Origin of the sequence: Vreelandella olivaria (assembly GCF_023507745.1) — a bacterium.
Taxonomy (GTDB): domain Bacteria; phylum Pseudomonadota; class Gammaproteobacteria; order Pseudomonadales; family Halomonadaceae; genus Vreelandella; species Vreelandella olivaria_A.
Genome location: NZ_JALPZO010000008.1, coordinates 1 through 16,510, shown reverse-complemented (window position 1 = coordinate 16,510; position 16,510 = coordinate 1). Strand labels below are relative to the sequence as shown.

Annotated in this window: 16 protein-coding genes; 4 read left to right on the top strand and 12 right to left on the bottom strand. The window is 56.1% G+C overall.

Annotated elements, in window-relative coordinates:
* Nucleotides 1-198 precede the first annotated feature (198 nt).
* From HP566_RS00150 to dksA, 5 genes are all read right to left on the bottom strand, one after another.
* A complete protein-coding gene (locus tag HP566_RS00150) occupies nt 199-1,584 on the bottom strand; it encodes a sigma-54-dependent transcriptional regulator (protein WP_249975231.1) in 1,386 nt (461 codons plus the stop codon).
* Nucleotides 1,562-4,507 carry an ATP-binding protein gene (locus HP566_RS00145; protein WP_249975230.1) on the bottom strand — a complete coding sequence of 982 codons (2,946 nt, stop codon included), beginning with the start codon at nt 4,505-4,507 and terminating at the stop codon, nt 1,562-1,564. Before HP566_RS00145 ends, HP566_RS00150 begins: the two co-directional genes overlap by 23 nt.
* Nucleotides 4,497-4,673: a hypothetical protein gene (locus tag HP566_RS00140; protein ID WP_249975229.1), complete on the bottom strand. Its 177-nt coding sequence runs from the start codon at nt 4,671-4,673 to the stop codon at nt 4,497-4,499. Before HP566_RS00140 ends, HP566_RS00145 begins: the two co-directional genes overlap by 11 nt.
* A 1-nt stretch (nt 4,674) precedes the next feature.
* Nucleotides 4,675-5,574 (bottom strand): tRNA glutamyl-Q(34) synthetase GluQRS, encoded by a 900-nt coding sequence (gene gluQRS / locus HP566_RS00135; RefSeq protein WP_249975228.1) that lies wholly within the window; start codon nt 5,572-5,574, stop codon nt 4,675-4,677.
* 97 nt (nt 5,575-5,671) lie between these two features.
* The gene (gene dksA / locus HP566_RS00130) at nt 5,672-6,109 is read right to left on the bottom strand and encodes an RNA polymerase-binding protein DksA (protein ID WP_249975227.1); all 438 of its coding nucleotides are present in this window, start codon (nt 6,107-6,109) and stop codon (nt 5,672-5,674) included.
* A gap of 186 nt (nt 6,110-6,295) precedes the next feature.
* Between dksA and HP566_RS00125 the strand changes: the two genes are divergently transcribed.
* Together HP566_RS00125 and sfsA are read left to right on the top strand one after the other, a co-directional pair.
* On the top strand, nt 6,296-7,456 hold the full coding sequence (locus HP566_RS00125; RefSeq protein ID WP_249975226.1) for an aminotransferase class I/II-fold pyridoxal phosphate-dependent enzyme: 1,161 nt from the start codon (nt 6,296-6,298) through the stop codon (nt 7,454-7,456).
* Complete coding sequence (sfsA, locus tag HP566_RS00120; RefSeq protein ID WP_249975225.1) at nt 7,453-8,181, top strand: DNA/RNA nuclease SfsA; 729 nt, start codon at nt 7,453-7,455, stop codon at nt 8,179-8,181. Before HP566_RS00125 ends, sfsA begins: the two co-directional genes overlap by 4 nt.
* 4 nt (nt 8,182-8,185) lie before the next feature.
* Here sfsA and HP566_RS00115 read toward each other — a convergent pair whose 3' ends face one another.
* From HP566_RS00115 to HP566_RS00090, 6 genes are all read right to left on the bottom strand, one after another.
* Nucleotides 8,186-8,635: a DUF4426 domain-containing protein gene (locus HP566_RS00115; RefSeq protein WP_249975224.1), complete on the bottom strand. Its 450-nt coding sequence runs from the start codon at nt 8,633-8,635 to the stop codon at nt 8,186-8,188.
* A gap of 37 nt (nt 8,636-8,672) precedes the next feature.
* Nucleotides 8,673-9,266, bottom strand: a complete 594-nt coding sequence (gene metW / locus HP566_RS00110; RefSeq protein ID WP_249975223.1) for a methionine biosynthesis protein MetW — start codon at nt 9,264-9,266, stop codon at nt 8,673-8,675.
* Nucleotides 9,266-10,462 (bottom strand): homoserine O-succinyltransferase MetX, encoded by a 1,197-nt coding sequence (gene metX, locus HP566_RS00105; RefSeq protein WP_249975222.1) that lies wholly within the window; start codon nt 10,460-10,462, stop codon nt 9,266-9,268. The genes metW and metX overlap by 1 nt, the downstream gene beginning before the upstream one ends.
* A gap of 60 nt (nt 10,463-10,522) precedes the next feature.
* Complete coding sequence (locus HP566_RS00100; RefSeq protein ID WP_249975221.1) at nt 10,523-11,116, bottom strand: YggT family protein; 594 nt, start codon at nt 11,114-11,116, stop codon at nt 10,523-10,525.
* 30 nt (nt 11,117-11,146) lie between these two features.
* On the bottom strand, nt 11,147-11,971 hold the full coding sequence (gene proC / locus HP566_RS00095) for a pyrroline-5-carboxylate reductase (protein ID WP_249975220.1): 825 nt from the start codon (nt 11,969-11,971) through the stop codon (nt 11,147-11,149).
* Between the two features lie 80 nt (nt 11,972-12,051).
* Complete coding sequence (locus tag HP566_RS00090; RefSeq protein WP_249975219.1) at nt 12,052-12,768, bottom strand: YggS family pyridoxal phosphate-dependent enzyme; 717 nt, start codon at nt 12,766-12,768, stop codon at nt 12,052-12,054.
* Between the two features lie 32 nt (nt 12,769-12,800).
* Between HP566_RS00090 and HP566_RS00085 the strand changes: the two genes are divergently transcribed.
* Nucleotides 12,801-13,844 (top strand): type IV pilus twitching motility protein PilT, encoded by a 1,044-nt coding sequence (locus HP566_RS00085; RefSeq protein ID WP_249975218.1) that lies wholly within the window; start codon nt 12,801-12,803, stop codon nt 13,842-13,844.
* Between the two features lie 40 nt (nt 13,845-13,884).
* Here the strand turns inward: HP566_RS00085 and HP566_RS00080 are convergent, their stop codons facing one another.
* Nucleotides 13,885-15,024: an anhydro-N-acetylmuramic acid kinase gene (locus HP566_RS00080; RefSeq protein WP_249975217.1), complete on the bottom strand. Its 1,140-nt coding sequence runs from the start codon at nt 15,022-15,024 to the stop codon at nt 13,885-13,887.
* 120 nt (nt 15,025-15,144) lie between these two features.
* Here HP566_RS00080 and tyrS point away from each other — a divergent pair, with 120 nt between their 5' ends.
* Nucleotides 15,145-16,344 (top strand): tyrosine--tRNA ligase, encoded by a 1,200-nt coding sequence (gene tyrS / locus HP566_RS00075; RefSeq protein WP_249975216.1) that lies wholly within the window; start codon nt 15,145-15,147, stop codon nt 16,342-16,344.
* Nucleotides 16,345-16,510: the final 166 nt, after the last annotated feature.

Below are 16,510 nucleotides of genomic sequence, written 5' to 3'. Positions count from 1 at the left end.
ATTTCATGGAGTTGGCGTTTTTGTGCAATGCCAGGTCGCACGTGAAAGCTGAAAGTGTTACCCGCATTTAGTGGATTTTTAAGCCGAGTTGTGTGGGAAGGTAACAGTGGTGAGGTAACGCTATTTTGAATATTTTTTATTAAAATCAGTGTATTATACGTTAGTCGTAGGTGTGCGGTGATTTGCCAGCGGCACCGCTTAACCGGGGCGCCGTGCTGTTTTTTTGCGGGGTATGCCCAGTCGTTGGCGACGTTCCCATAAGTTTTTTCGGCTGATTCCCAGCTTTTGGGCCAGCTCGGTTTCACTCATCTGGTCCTGGTGCTCTAACACAAAGTGTTGAAAGTAGTCTTCCAGCGACAGATCCTCCTCATCCCCAGGCAGTGATGTGGATTCTGTCCCGTTTGTAGGTGCGGTGCTGCTGGGGGTGGGAGGACGGTTTACTACCGGCCCCAGGCCCAGGTCATCCGGGTGGATCAGGTGGCCTTCGGCGAGGATCACCCCCCGTTCAAGGGCATTCTCCAGCTCCCGTACGTTACCCGGCCATGGGTAGTCCTGCAGGTCTTGGCGTGCCGCTCTGGAGAGCCGCAGCCCTGGGCGCTCATGACGTTTGCAGGCTTTTTCCAGAAGGATATCGGCAATCTTCAGCACATCCTCTTCGCGCTCCCTCAGTGGTGGCAGTGCAATCTGCATCACATTGAGCCGGTAGTAGAGGTCCAGACGGAACTCGCCGCTTCTCGATAGCGCCCGAAGATCCCGGTGAGTCGCGGCGATGAGACGGACATCCACATGGCGCGTTTCGACAGAGCCAATTTTGCGAATTTCACCCTCTTGCAAAACACGTAACAGCCGCGCCTGGGCATCCAACGGTAGCTCTCCTATCTCATCCAGGAAGAGCGTGCCACCGTCAGCGGCTTCCACCAGACCTGTACGTGCGGCACTGGCACCAGTGAAAGCCCCTTTTTCATGGCCGAACAGCTCAGATTCGATGAGAGTTTCCGGAATAGCGGCGCAGTTAACGCAGATAAGCGGTGCGTTGGCACGCTTGCTTTGTTGGTGAATTGCACGGGCCACCAGCTCTTTACCGGTACCGGATTCCCCTTGTATCAGTACAGTAACATCGGCGGGGGCAGTCTTACGGATACGGGTATAAACCTGCTGCATGGCGGCGCAGTCACCGATCATGGTCTGGCGTCCGCCCCCCTCATCGGTGATGTCAGGAGGCGTGCCGTGCTGCATTGTCTGCTTATGCAGAATACGCTCGACAGTTTCAAGCAGCTCCGTGTGATCGAAGGGTTTGGCGACATAATCAACGGCACCTTGTTTCAGGGCGTCAACCGCAGAGCGCATACTGGCATAGCTGGTCATGATCAGTACCGGAGCAGGGGCGGCGGCGCTGATCAGTGTGGTTCCGGGTTCACCCGGCAGGCGCAGATCGCTGATGATGAGGTCAAACTCGTTGAGTGGCAGGGTACCGGCTTCTTCAGCGCTCGCGGCTTCGCTCACGGTATAGCTGTGACGTTCCAGTAAGCGCTTTAGTGCGCTGCGAATAATCGCTTCATCTTCAACAATCAGTATCCTGGGCATGGAGTGAAAGATCATCCTGTTGGTAAAGCGGTAGCCAGAGCGTAATGGCCGTGCCGCGAGGCTGTCCGGGAGGTGGCGAGGCCACGTCTATTTTGCCTTGATGCTCATTGATAATCTGGTACGCCAACGATAACCCAAGCCCGGTGCCTTCGCCTGCTGGTTTGGTAGTGGTAAAGGGTTCGAACAGGCGATTCTTAACGCTGGGCGCAATACCGTGGCCATTGTCGGTCACTCGCCACCAGGCATGGCTGGCCTGGGTGCCTGCCTCAATCAAAATACTTCCCTGATCCTGGCAGGCATCCCGGGCGTTGCTCAGCAGATTAACCATGACCTGGGTTAGGCGCTGGGAATCACCACGTACCGCGATATCGTCCGGGCAGGCATTGGTGAAGATGATATCCTCGCCCGAGCGAGCTAAGTGGATCAAGTGTAACGCGTCTTCGCTAATAGTCTTAAGCGATACCGGAGAGACGGGAAGTGGCCCCGTCGGACGTCCTCCATGAGCAAATCCCACCAGCGAGTTGACGATTTTAGTGACCCGTTGGGTAAGCTGTTGGATCTGGTCGGCGGTTTCCAGTAGTGCTGGGTCATCAGTGTCGTAGCGCAGGTTTTGCGCCAACGATGAGATGCCAGTAATAGGGTTGCCAATTTCGTGAGCGACCCCGGCGGCGAGCTGACCAATCGAAGCAAGGCGCGCCGCATGGACCAGCTCATCTTCCAGCCATTTCATTTCGCTGTGGTCTTCAACCAGGATCACACTGCCGCCACGGCTATCATGGCCGCTTAGTACGGCTTTATGCAGGGTAAGGAAGTAGTCTTTGCCATGTAGTGACACAGCCTGTTTATAGAGCGGTGTGTGGGGGGCGTGGAGCACGCTCCCCAACAGCGTGGGCCATGGGGCGGGCAGGCTGTCACGGCGTGACCCGATAACGCTTTCGCCGCTAATACCCGATAGCTGTGAAAGCGCCTGATTCCACATGAGCAGTTCATCGTCGTCGCCCAGTACGCACAGACCCACTGGCAGGTAGGCAAGCGTCTGCCGGTGATGGCGGCGTAGTCCGTCCAGCTCCCGGGCAAGCCCGGTAAGTCTTGAGCGGTAGGCTTCCAGGCGGCTCTCTACAAAATGGATATCGTCGGTAACAGGGGCATCGTCATGGCGATAGGGCAGGTAACGGTCCACGATATCCCGTGCCACAGAGGGACCCATCAGGCCGGAAAGGTTGGCTTGAATTCGGTCACGTAAACGCCGCAGCGCGTAAGGGCGGCGCTCTTGGGGAGTGAAGTTAAGTGCCTTAAGGGCCCGGGCCACTTCCCGGCTGGCGGCCTCATCGCCGAGCGCCTGGGCCAGATGGGTCGAAAAATCACCGGCGGTTGCCGCTTCCAGCGGTAAGCGCTTGGACCGGATGACGGCATCTACCGAGCAGGCTTCAGCCGCAGAGCGCTCCCCTTCAGACGTGCGGGTGAAGAGTGAAATAACGATTAACAGCACAATATTAACCGCCAGGGAGATCAGCGTGACGTTATACCAGGGGGGCGCATCGACCGGCATTAACGGCGTAAAGGGCATCGCTGGCATAGGGATATCGAAGAGCAGGGGTAGCCATAGTCCCCATAGCCACATCACGATCCCGCCGATCAATCCGGTCACCATACCTTTGCGGTTAGCTCCCGGCCAGTAAAGTAGCGCGAGCATGCCTGGCAGGCACTGTGCCATCCCCACAAATGCAGACAGCCCAAGGCTCGTCAGAGAGTGGTGGCGGCCAACACTTTCAGCAAACAGCCAGCCCCCCACAATGACCGCTACCACCAGGCCACGCCGGAGCCATAATAACCAGCCGTATAAATCGCTGCGTGCCTCGGGAGGGCGGGCGACCAGTACTACGTGATTGAGCACCATGCCGGAAAGTGCCAGGGCAATCATAATCATGGTGCCGCTGGCGGCAGCTAGGCCGCCCAAAAACGCTAGCGCGCCCACCCACCAGTGTTCAGACATCATGTAGGCGGCATATGCCGCCACGGGGATGGTTTCGTGCGTCGATTTGGCAGCCCACCATATCAGCGGAACAGGAAGGGCCATGAGGAGTAAAAAGAGTGGTAGCGTCCAGCTGGCCTGAAGCAAGGTATGGCGGGAAAGGCTTTCAGCGAAGGTGATGTGGAACAGGTGCGGCATCATAAACGCTGCTGCAAAGAACAGTAGCAACAGGGTGCGCCATTGGGCAGCCTCAAGCTTAGGGGTGGCCGCCTGGGCTGTATACCCTGGCCCTTCCAGCCATAGCTGCAGGTCCTGAGGGCCGTCAAATACCCACCATAGGGCAATCGCACCTAACCCCAGCATGGCCATAAGCTTGATCACTGACTCAAGCGCGAGCACGCTCAGTAGCGTGTCGTGACGGTTGTGGTGGCTATGGCGTGCACCGAATAGTACGGCGAACGCTGCAATCACGCCACAAAACAGCAGCGCGACGGCAGCGCTGAAGCGGCTACCCGTGAGCAGATGTACCGCATCACTCAGGGTTTGCACCTGGATACCCAGTAACGGTAATACCGCGAACAGGCTAAGCAGCGTCACCAGGGTGCCTACCCAGCGAGAGCGAAAGCGAAAGGCAAACAGGTCAGCCAGTGAGGAGAGCTGGTAGGTGCGGGTAATGCGCTGAATGGGCACCAGCAGAACCGGCGCAAGCAGAAAAGCGCCCGCAGCGCCCAGGTAGTAGGCCAGATAGCCAAAGCCTGCCTGGGAAGCCAGTTCCACGCTGCCATAAATGGCCCAGGCACTGGCGTATACCCCTAAAGCAAGGGTGTAAACCATCGGGTGGCGCGTGATGCGCACGGGAACCCAGCCGCGCTCAACGGCCATACCGCAGCCAAACAGCAGTGCCAGATAGCCCAGGCCTAGGAGCAGTACGCTGATTAACTCAACGCTCATCTAACTTCCTCTTTTGCTCCAGCCACAGTGTTAAGGCGATTAACCCTCCCCAAATGGCAAACGGGCGATACCAGGCAACGCTGGGGTCGCCCCAGCCATTCATCAGTAGCGGGGAGAGCAGATACCCACCAAACACCAGGAACAGCATGATGCGATAAACGTACATGTTAAGGCTCCTGGGGCAAGCGGCGGTGGGCGGTGGGAGACAACTGCGCAATGGACCAGTGTTTCGTTGCCCAGCGCAGTTGGGTCTCTGGTGGCTCCTCAATAAGCGTATCAGGCGGTGACTGGTCCAACACCTGCAAGGCATTAAATAACTGGCGGCGAATGCCACGGGTTTCCTCCGCCAGGGCCGGGGCCAGATTTTGCTTGGAGAGCTTTTGCCCTGCAGCGGTCACAATGAGTGGAAGATGAAGATAGCGGGGTGTTGGCAGGCCAAGGGCTGACTGGATTTGGCACTGCCAGGGCGTATTGTCCAGCAGGTCAATGCCTCGAACCACATCGGTAATATCCTGCTCCGCATCGTCGACCACCACAGCCAATTGATATGCCCACAGCTGATCCTTGCGCTTTAACACCACATCGCCGAGGGTGGCGGGATCAAACTGCTGAAAGCCAAACAGGCGATCATGCCAAGTGATTGGGCGCTGTGCCAAGTCACTGCGCAACCGCCAGGCAACGGGTTTTGTTGCGTCACGTACGCCGCTGCGGCACCAGCCGGGGTAAATCGAGAATGCCTGCCACTGTTTGCGCGAGCAGCTGCAGGGGTAAGCCAATCCCTGGGCAATCAGTTGATCCAGAGCCTGCTGGTAGGCTTCACTGTGGTTATGTTGCCACTGTACCGGCTCATCCCAGTGCAGGCCGAATGCTTCTAGCTGGCGCAGGATAGTGTTGTCACTGCCCGGCGGACAACGAGGTGGGTCGATATCCTCAATCCGCACCAGCCACGTCCCGCCAGCGGCTCGGGCGTCTAAATAGCTGCCTAAGGCCGCCACTAGCGAACCAAAGTGTAATGGCCCTGAGGGTGTGGGAGCAAAGCGACCCCGGTAGCGAGAAGTGTGTGTCATGTCAGCCAGTAACGGTATTTATTAAAACGCAAATAAAAACGGGCACCCCAAAGGTGCCCGGATTTGATCATAGCGTGCAGTGTCCTGCCGCCGACAGTTAACCGCCGAGCTGTTTTTCTTTAAGCTCAGCGAGGGTTTTACAGTCAACGCACAGCGTTGCTGTGGGGCGCGCTTCAAGGCGGCGGATGCCGATTTCAACACCGCACGCTTCACAGAAGCCGTAGTCGTCCTCATCGATCTTTTCGATGGTTTCGTTAATTTTCTTTAGCAACTTACGCTCGCGATCCCGGGTGCGCAGCTCAAGACTAAAGCCTTCTTCCTGAGTGGCACGGTCGGCGGGGTCGGCGTAGTTGTTAGCATCTTCCTGCAGGTGGCGTACGGTACGATCCACCTCTTCCATGAGATCCTGCTTCCAATCCAGAAGCAGCTGGCGGAAGTGCGCGAGCTGCTTCTCGTTCATGTACTCTTCACCCGGTGCCGACTCGTACGGTGTGAAGGACTTGGACGCTTCCGATTTCTTTTCCGCTACTGGCATGGGAGTGCCCCTTACGTATGTGACTGCTGATAGACCATGAGCGTGTGTCACGATCTCACGCCAAAGGGATGCTTGTTTAGCTGAAAATTAAGCGCATTGCAAGCATAATAACGCACTTTCTACTATGGTCCTACAGCTTGTGCGACCTGTGTCACGTTTTACTACTGTTTAGGTGAAGGAACCGCTATGGTCTGGAATTCCCGCGTGGAGCATGTTGCGCCCTTTCGCGTAATGCACTTACTGGAAATGGCTCAGGCCCGTGAGGCTGAAGGGCATGATGTGATTCATCTCGAAGTGGGAGAGCCTGATTTTGCCACGCCAGCACCCATTGTCGCTGCTGGGCAACAGGCGCTGGCAACTGGCAAAACGCGCTATACCCCGGCGGCAGGACTACCTGCTCTACGCGAGGCCATTGCTGGGCACTATGCCGAACACTTTGGCGCCACCGTAGACCCCGCCCGGATTCTGGTGACGCCCGGGGCCTCAGGGGCTTTACTACTGGCCAGCCAGCTACTGGTGGAAGCGGGGGACCGTGTCATCATGGCGGACCCCAATTATCCTTGTAACCGCCACTTTATGGCCCTGGCCGGGGCGCAGGTGGATGCTATTCCCGTTGACCGAAAAAGCGGCTGGCAGTTGGATGCCACGCTGATTAATCAACATTGGAAGACGCGCACACGACTGGCCATGCTGGCGTCACCCTCTAACCCCACCGGCCATACGCTAAGTGCCGATGCTCTCAAGGAAGTGTTCAGTACGGTATACGCCAAAGGTGGTGAGGTTATCGTGGATGAAATTTACCAGGGGTTAAATTACGACGATGCGCCTTTATCAGCGACCTCACTGTCAGATAAGGCCTTTGTGGTTAACAGTTTTTCCAAGTACTTCGGTATGACAGGCTGGCGCCTGGGATGGCTCGTTGCGCCGGGGCACGCGGTTGAACCGATTATCCGACTGGCCCAAAACGTGTTCCTTGCCGCGCCAACGCCCTCACAGCACGCGGCGCTGGCAGCCTTTACTCCTGAGTGCCGGGATATTCTTGAAACCCGCCGTGCCACGCTGAAAGAGCGCCGCCAGGTGTTGCTTGATGGGTTGGCGCAGCTGGGGTTGGCGCCGGACCTGCCACCCCAGGGAGCGTTTTATCTGTGGTTGGATATCTCCCGCTATAGCCGCGACAGTCAGGTTTTTTGCGAACGCCTGCTGCTGGAAGAGAATGTGGCCGTTACTCCAGGGATTGATTTTGCTGTTGAAGGCGGTGAACACCATGTACGCATTGCCTTCACCAATGATGTTGAGCGGCTCCAGGACGCCATCGTGCGTATTGCCCGTTTTGTGAGCCGCCTATGATTGCCTACACGGGGCTTGAGCCGGGTATTTTGCTTCGCCGCTATAAGCGCTTTCTGGCGGATGTGTGCCTGGATAATGGGCAGGAGGTGGTGGCCCACTGCCCCAATACTGGGTCAATGAAAGCCGTTAATGTGCCCGGTTGCCGGGTATGGCTTTCACCCAGTGATAACCCAAAGCGTAAGCTGGAATGGACCTGGGAGTGGATTGAGCTGCCCCAGGCAGATGGCTCCACCGCCATGGCATCGGTACACACAGGGCGGGCTAATCGTATCGTGGAAGCCGCGATTGAGGCAGGCGATATCGCGCTGTTAGCCAGTTATCAAACCCTCAAACGTGAGGTGAAAGTCCCTGGTGCCCGGCTGGATTTTCGCCTGGATGACCCTGAGCGTGGCGCAGTCTATATTGAGGTGAAGCAGGTTACGCTCAAAGAGGCGGATGGCCATGGCTACTTTCCTGACTCGGTAAGTGTGCGGGGCACCAAGCATTTACACGCGTTGCAAGCGCTTGCTGAACAGGGGGAGCGGGCAGTGTTACTGTTTTGCGTTGCGCATGAGGGGATTCATGATGTGGCGCCCGCTGCTCATATTGACCCAGACTACGCGGCAGCGTTGGCTGAGGCGGTGCAGGCCGGGGTGGAGGTATTGGCCTATGGCATTACGTTGCAGTGGGAGGCAGGCCGACCGGTAGCTGTTCGCTTATCACGCCCGCTACCGGTACGTGTATGAGCGGTTAATACTCAATGTAGAATCGTTGCATGAAGTTGATGGTCTCAGGGGCCGAGTTACGATCGTAGCGTACGTCCATCTCAAATCGCATGGCCTCATCATGGCGTATGGTGAACGGCGCCAAATGGTAGGTGGCATCGCCATCGTGAACCGTGCGGAAACTCAGTGGCTCCTGGGTTCCCGTCAGGCCGCTGACATAACCCTGTATACCCGCACTCACCGGGCGCGTACTGCCATCTTCCATGCGTTCCCGCACGCTGACATTGACCAGACCCCGGTTAGCACTACGTTGAATATTGTGCGCCTGGGCTACTTCCGGGGTTAGAAAGCTGGTGCTGACCGCGCTGTAGTGGATATCGTAGTTACCGACCTGTACAAACTGCTCGGCATGGGCATTCAGTGTGCCGAGTAACGTTGCAGCAAAGGCCATGCTGAGTAATAGGCGGCGTAACATGATGTGCTCCTCCGGTGCTTGTTTCCAAGCCGCTGTATTAACGGCGGCGTACCCTGAAAATAGCGATTTCGCCAAATAAATTGGGCCACCACTTTGATGTCCAGTGCCCCCGGTGGTCGCCGACACCGACGGCTCGATCGACAATCACCAACCCTTTTTCCCGACACAGGTGCTCAAAGTCGTTAAAGGTGGACAAGTGGATGTTGGGCGTATCGTACCAGGCATGGGGCAGTGACTTGGAGACGGGCATATAGCCGCGTAATCCAAGATGCACCCGGTGACGCCAGTAGGCAAAGTTAGGGAAGGTGATAATGCCTTCTTCCGCGACCCGCAGCATTTCATCCAGCATCTTATCGGGGCGGCGCAGGGCTTGCAGCGCTTGCGTCATAATAACCTGGTCGTAGCTGTTGTCACAGAAACTGCCCAAGCCGTCGTCAAGATTGTGCTCAATGACGTTAACGCCTCGCGCCACACACTGGGTAATGCCTGCCGGGTCGATTTCCAAGCCATACCCCGTGACGCTTTTTTCCTGAGCCAGGCGCTCCAGCAGTGCCCCATCACCACAGGCCAGGTCTAATACGTGGGTACCCTGAGGTACCCAGTCATAAATCAGTTCAAGATCAGCGCGCATTACTTCGCCTCCTCACTACCCGTTGCTTGGATATTTAACTCGTGGGCAACCCTACCCATAAAGGCGCTGAACAAGGCCTGGTAGCGCGGCTCGGGAAGCAGGAAGGCATCATGCCCATGGGGAGAGTCGATATTGGCATAGCTGACAGGTTTGCCTGCACGGGTCAGCGCATCTACCAACTCACGGGAGCGTGATGGCGGGAAGCGCCAGTCGGTGGTGAAGCTAACGATCAAAAATGGGCACTGAGCAGGAGCCAGCGCACTGGCCAGGTCCCCCGCCTGGGCTGCTGCCGGGTCGAAGTAATCGAGTGCTTTTGTCATCAGCAGATAGGTGTTGGCATCAAAGGCCGTGGAGAACGTGTCTCCCTGATAACGAAGATAGGACTCCACCTGGAACTCGACATCAAAGCCAAAGTTCAGGTCGTTACTGCGCAGATCACGGCCAAACTTGCTACCCATGGCATCTTCTGACAAATAGGTGATATGCCCCACCATCCGCGCCAGCTTTAACCCCCGCCTGGGTACGGTGTCGTAATCGGCGTACCAGCCATCGAAGAACTCAGGGTCGGAGCGAATCGCCTGGCGGGCTACCTCGTTAAAGGCGATATTCTGGGCGGAAAGCCGGGGTGTGGCAGCGATTACCACGGCGTTAGCCACCCGTTCGGGATACGTTATTGTCCACTGGAGAACCTGCATTCCGCCAAGGCTGCCGCCAACGGCAGCGGCCCAGCGCTCAATGCCAAGATAGTCAGCCAGGCGTGCCTGACTGGCGACCCAGTCACGGACCGTCACCATGGGGAAGTCGGGGCCCCACTGGCGCCCTGTTTCCGGGTTGTGGCTCACCGGCCCGGTGCTGCCATGGCAGCCACCCAGATTGTTTAGAGACACCACGAAAAAACGGTTGGTATCGATGGATTTTCCAGGGCCTATGTGGGCATCCCACCAGCCGGGTTTACGGTCATCGGCATGATGGTAGCCCGCTGCATGATGGTGGCCTGAAAGCGCGTGGCAAATTAACACCGCATTGGTGCGCTCAGCGTTCAGCGTACCGTATGTCTCATAAATGAGTTCGTACTCAGGCAGCACTTTGCCACAGGCAAGCGAAAGCGGCGTGTCGAACTTAGCGATGTGAGGTGTGACAAGGCCGACGGAGTCCGCCGGCCGGTCAGCATACGCAAGAGTGTCTGAATCAGGCATCGAAAACGTTAATCCTGCTGAAAAGAAGCACTGCTAACTAAATAGCCAGGCGAGGAGTGATTAAAGCCCCACGAGCGCGCCGGGCATGCCTGCTGCACGAACTAACGAGCCCACCACCAGGCCATCCACCAGGTTAATGGCGATAAACACCACGATGGGTGACAGGTCGATCATGCCGAGCGGGGGGATCACTTTCCGCACGGGGGCGATGATAGGCTCGACCAGTTGCATCACCAGTAGTGCGCCTGGATGGCTGGCATTCGGTGCTACCCAGCTTAGGATGATCATCACGATCATGGCGAAGAAGTAAATTTTCAGGATGGCGTTAGCCAACGCGGCGACGCCTGCAATCAGCACTCCTGCGATAGGGGGCATGCCTAAGCCAATCACCATAAAAATCGCGATAATACTGACGACTTTGAGCACAAAGCCTGCGGCAAGCGTTGCCAGATCAAAACGCCCTGCAACGGGCCCCAGAAAGCCTTGGAACAGGCCAACGACGGGCTGGGTTATCTTAACGACCGACTGGCTGAGGGGATTGTAGTAATCCGCCCGCGAAGCCTGCAGCAAAAAGCGCAGCATCAGTAGGAATAAATATATGTTGATCAGCGTGTTAACTAACATCAATCCGGCGCTACCCAATTGGCTGCCCATCACTTGCGTCTCCGTTGCGTTATATCGTGCTTAGTTTGCGCTTAATTCTTTGGCCATTGCTTGGGCACGCTTTGCGCAGGCCTGCATGGCATCGGCAATCGTGGTGCGCAGTTGCGCATCTTCCATATGCGCAATGGCACGTTCGGTGGTGCCGCCCGGCGACATCACATTCTGTTTGAGCGTAGCGGGGTCTTTATCGCTTTGCTGAGCCATGGTAGCGGCACCCAGAGCGGTTTGAATTGCCAGACGTCGCGCGGTGGCTGCTGGAAGTCCCTGCTCAACAGCGGCTGCTTCCATGGCTTCAAACATTAAAAAGAAGTAGGCCGGAGCACTGCCTGAGACAGCAGTGACTGCATCAAGCAGTGACTCTTCCTCAACCCATTCCACAATGCCAACGGCTTCCATCAGCTGCGTTGCCAGACTGCGCTGGGCATCGCTAACCGCGCGGTTAGCATAAAGTCCGCTGGCGCCAATGCCTACCAATGATGGTGTATTGGGCATGCAGCGTACCAGTGAGGTGTTGCCGCCCAGCCACTCGTCAATGGTAGCGGTATCCAGGCCCGCCGCAATGGAAATGATTAAGGGCTGCTGCTGTTGAACACTATTGCGAAGCGCTTCGCAGACGGGGCGCATAATCTGTGGTTTAACCGCAAGTACGACCACATCGGCACCTTTAACGGCCTCACTATTATCGATCTGGGTATGCACCCCCAAACGCTGATGCAATGCCTCCAGCTCGCTTGCATTAGGTGCCGTGGCCGTGATGTCTGACGGGGCGACACCGCTATTGATCAGGCCACCGATAATGGCACTGGCCATATTGCCTGCGCCAATGAAGGTGATTTTGCTCGCCATATGGGTATCCTGTGTTGAAAAGTGAGCCGCGCTTGGCGGCGATGTTCTTTCAGGTGTAGGCCTGATGCTGTCACCACGGATCAGACACCACCGCGTGCTCCAAAGATAGCGGTGCCTAACCGTACCAGAGTGGCGCCCTCAAGAATGGCTGCCTCGAGATCATCGCTCATCCCCATGGAAAGGGTGTCCAGTGGTGCTTCTGGCAGCTCCGACTGTAGTTCTACTAATAGTTGGTGCAGTGCCGAGAACGGTTTTCGCTGAGCTACCAGGCCGTCGGCGGGTGCCGGGATTGCCATCAAACCACGTAACCGGAGTTTGGGTAAGGTCGCGACTGCTTGAGCAAGCGCCTTTACCTCCTCGGGCATGACACCCGATTTGGATGCTTCATGGCTGATATTGACCTGTAAACAAACATTGAGAGGCGATAAGTGCTCAGGGCGTTGTTCACTTAACCGCTGAGCTATTTTCAAGCGGTCAATGCTATGCACCCAGCAAAAATGTTCTGCGACCGGGCGGGTTTTATTGGACTGCAATGGACCAATGAAGTGCCACACGATATCTTCTAAATCAGACAGCTCGGCCTGCTTATCCAGTGCTTCTTGTAGGTAGTTCTCACCAAACTCCCGCTGCCCAAGTTGCCATGCCTGACGAATCATTGACGCGGGTTTGGTTTTGCTCACCGCCAGCAGTGCCGCACCGTTAATCGGTCGGCCAGCATCCTGAAGGGCCTTGTGGAGGCGTTCACGCGCCTGATCGTATGAGTAACCGAGTGACTCGGGAAGCGCGATGTCTGTCATACTCAAGCACCTTACCGCAGCTGGGGGAAAAGATGGATATTACCGAACTGCTGGCATTCTCGGCAAAGCAGAATGCATCTGACCTGCACCTATCCGCTGGTCTGCCACCCATGATACGTGTTGATGGCGATATTCGTCGGCTTAATGTACCCGCGATGAATAATAGTGATGTGTGCAGGCTGATCTACGACATCATGAATGATCGGCAGCGCCAGGACTATGAAGAACACCTGGAGGCGGACTTCTCTTTTGAAGTGCCGGGGGTGGCGAGGTTTCGGGTTAATGCGTTTAATCAGGCGCGTGGCGCAGGGGCTGTGTTTCGCACCATTCCAAGCCAGGTGCTCTCCATGCAGGTGTTGGAGTTAGGCGATGTTTTCGAGCGGATCGCCATGCTGCCCCGCGGCCTTGTATTGGTCACCGGGCCAACAGGGTCGGGCAAAAGCACCACACTTGCCGCAATGATTGATTATATTAACGATCACCGGTTTGAACATATTTTAACTATCGAAGACCCTATTGAGTTTGTGCACACCAGCAAGCGCTGTCTGATCAATCAGCGCGAGGTGCATCGTGATACGCATAGCTTTGCCAGCGCACTGCGCAGCGCTTTGCGCGAGGACCCTGATGTAATTTTGGTGGGTGAGTTGCGGGATCTGGAGACAATCCGCCTGGCGTTAACGGCGGCGGAAACCGGGCACCTGGTATTTGGTACGCTTCATACCACGTCAGCAGCAAAGACCATCGACCGGATTATTGATGTATTTCCCGGTGAAGAAAAGTCGATGGTACGTTCGATGTTGTCAGAGTCGCTACAAGCTGTCATTTCGCAGACGTTGTTAAAGCGGCAGGGAGGTGGGCGAGTGGCCGCCCATGAAATACTGATTGCCACCGCTGCCGTACGTAACCTTATCCGTGAGGATAAAGTGGCGCAGATCTACTCGGCTATCCAGACAGGTGGAAACCTCGGAATGCAAACACTAAATGCTTCCCTTGCTCAGCTGGTAAACGAGGGGGTAATCAGCCTGGAAGATGCCCAGGCAAGGGCAAAAGGCGTGCTCTCGCTAAAAGATGAATAATCTCCTCGGAGCACAGACCCGGATGGTTGCTCCTCTTGGTTTAGCGGGCATAGATGCCGCCTAATACCCTTGAGCCGCAAGCGCCGGTAACGGAAGGCAGGTTACCCGGTTGGTGGCATAAACGCTGGTGAGCCAGCCATGCAAAGGCGCCTGCTTCAATCCAGTCTTCTGGCCAGCCGTAGGCCGCTGGTGACTTAAATATAGTGTTGGGCAAATGATAGGCGAGACGGCACATCAAGTAGGCGTTATGCGCACCGCCACCAGCGCTAATAAGTGTCGCGCTTTCGTGGGACAGGGGCAGTTGCTGAATACCCTGTGCCACGCTGACCGCGGTTAGCTCTGCAAGGGTGGCCTGTACATCGGCAGCTGTTTCATTACCTACTAGGCGACGTTCAAGCCAGGCTAAGTGGAATAGCTCCCGCCCGGTGCTGCGTGGTGGTGGCTGGTGAAAGAAAGGCTCTTCCAGCAACCGCTCCAGTAGCGGATGGTTAATGTTGCCGCTGGCTGCCCAGGCGCCATCTGTGTCAAATCGGCCGCCTTGATGTTTGGCAAACCAGGCATCCAATAAAACATTCGCCGGGCCAGTATCAAAACCAATAACAGGCTGCATGCGATCACTGGGTAGCCAGGTCACATTGGCAAAGCCGCCCAGGTTAAGGATCAACTGCTCACCTTCCTCCTGCCCAAATAGCGCTTGATGAAATGCTGGAGCCAGTGGGGCTGCCTGGCCGCCCGCTGCCAGATCGCGACGACGAAAATCGGCTACTACGGTACAGAGGGTCAACTCTGCTAAAAGGCTAGGATTGTCGAGCTGTAACGTATAGGCGGGACCGCCATGGTGACCATAAGGTGCGTGCTCAATGGTCTGCCCATGGCTGCCAATGGCGCTGATTTGATTGGCCAACATACCCTGCTGTGCCAACAGCATCGCTACTGCGTTTGCCTGTAGCTCGCAAAAGGCGGTTTCTGCCTCGGCTAGCTCTGCAAAGCTCACTTGTTCAGCATGGCAAAGATGCATCAGTAATGCATGGAGTGCTTTTGGCATGGGCTCCGCGTGGGTGGCAACCAGCCTGGGGAGCGTATCGGGTGCTATAGCAACCAGGGCAGCATCAACACCGTCGAGGCTGGTGCCCGACATCAAGCCAATATAGTAATGCAGTGAGGCAGCAGGTGTTTTCATAAGGTGACTCATCCAAAAACGATGTGAAGGCTCAACCAAGGCCTTTGGGCATGGTAACATCGTCGGCTATTTATCATTGGTATGCCCTTTTAAAGGGCGCATGTTACGTGGAGAGAGGCGATGAGTGAGGTGGATCAGACGTTAGCGCTGCTGGCGCGGGGCACGCATGAAATTCTGGTAGAAGACGAGCTAAGAAAGAAGCTGGCCTCTGGTCGTAAGTTGCGTATTAAAGCTGGTTTTGATCCCACCGCGCCCGACCTGCACCTGGGGCACAGTGTCCTGTTAACGAAAATGCGCCAGTTTCAGGACCTGGGGCACACCGTCATCTTTCTTATTGGCGACTTTACTGGCCGCATTGGCGACCCTACCGGTAAAAATGTTACCCGCAAACCGCTTACAGAAGCAGATGTAAAAGCGAATGCGGAAACCTATAAAGAGCAAGTGTTCAAAATTCTTGACCCCGAGAAAACGGAGGTCCGCTTTAACGCCGAATGGTTTAGTGAGCTAACTGCCGCCAAAATGATTGAGCTGGCGGCTCAAAGCACAGTTGCCCGTATGCTGGAACGTGACGACTTTGAGAAACGCTATAAAGCCAATCAACCCATTGCGATCCACGAATTTCTCTACCCGCTTGTTCAGGGCTATGACTCGGTGGCTCTGGAGGCAGATGTTGAGCTGGGTGGTACCGACCAGAAGTTCAACCTGCTGATGGGGCGTGAGATTCAGAAGCACTTCGGCCAGGAGCCGCAAGTCGTTATCACCATGCCGCTGCTGGAAGGCCTGGACGGCGTGCAGAAAATGTCCAAGTCACTGGGTAACTATGTAGGCGTTGATGAAGCACCAGGCGCTATGTTCAATAAGTTGGTGTCCATGCCGGATAGTTTGATATGGCGCTACTTCGAACTGCTTTCGCTGAAATCCAACGAAGAGCTTGATGCGCTCAAACAGAGTGTGGAGCAGGGCGCGAACCCACGTGACGTTAAAATGGAGCTGGCACGCGAATTGATCTCCCGCTACCACGGCGAGGAAGCTGCCGCTAATGCGCACAAGTCGGCGGGTAACCAACTGGCCGATGGTGAACTGCCGGAAGACCTGCCAGAAGTGGAAGTGGGTTTCGAGGGTAGTGAGCAAGCGCCGATTGCTGCTGTACTTAACCGTTCAGGCCTTACCAAAAATAGTGCCCAAGCCAAAGACATGCTGAAAAACGGCAGTGTTAAGGTGGATGGAGACGTTGTTACTCAGGACACCATGCTCGCTACGGGCAAGGCCTACGTTATCCAGGCGGGGAAAAAACGTTACGCCCGTGTGACGCTTATTTGAACTTTTTGATAATTTTTCTCTCTAAAAGCATTGCCAAGTCGGCAGCGAATCCGTAAAGTACGCATCCGCTGCCGGGGACGCATGGCGTTGCCAGCGGTGCATAAGGTTGAAAAAACCTTGGTTTGTCAGAGGGTTGGCGAAAACGCTGCCATGCTATTAAGGCACG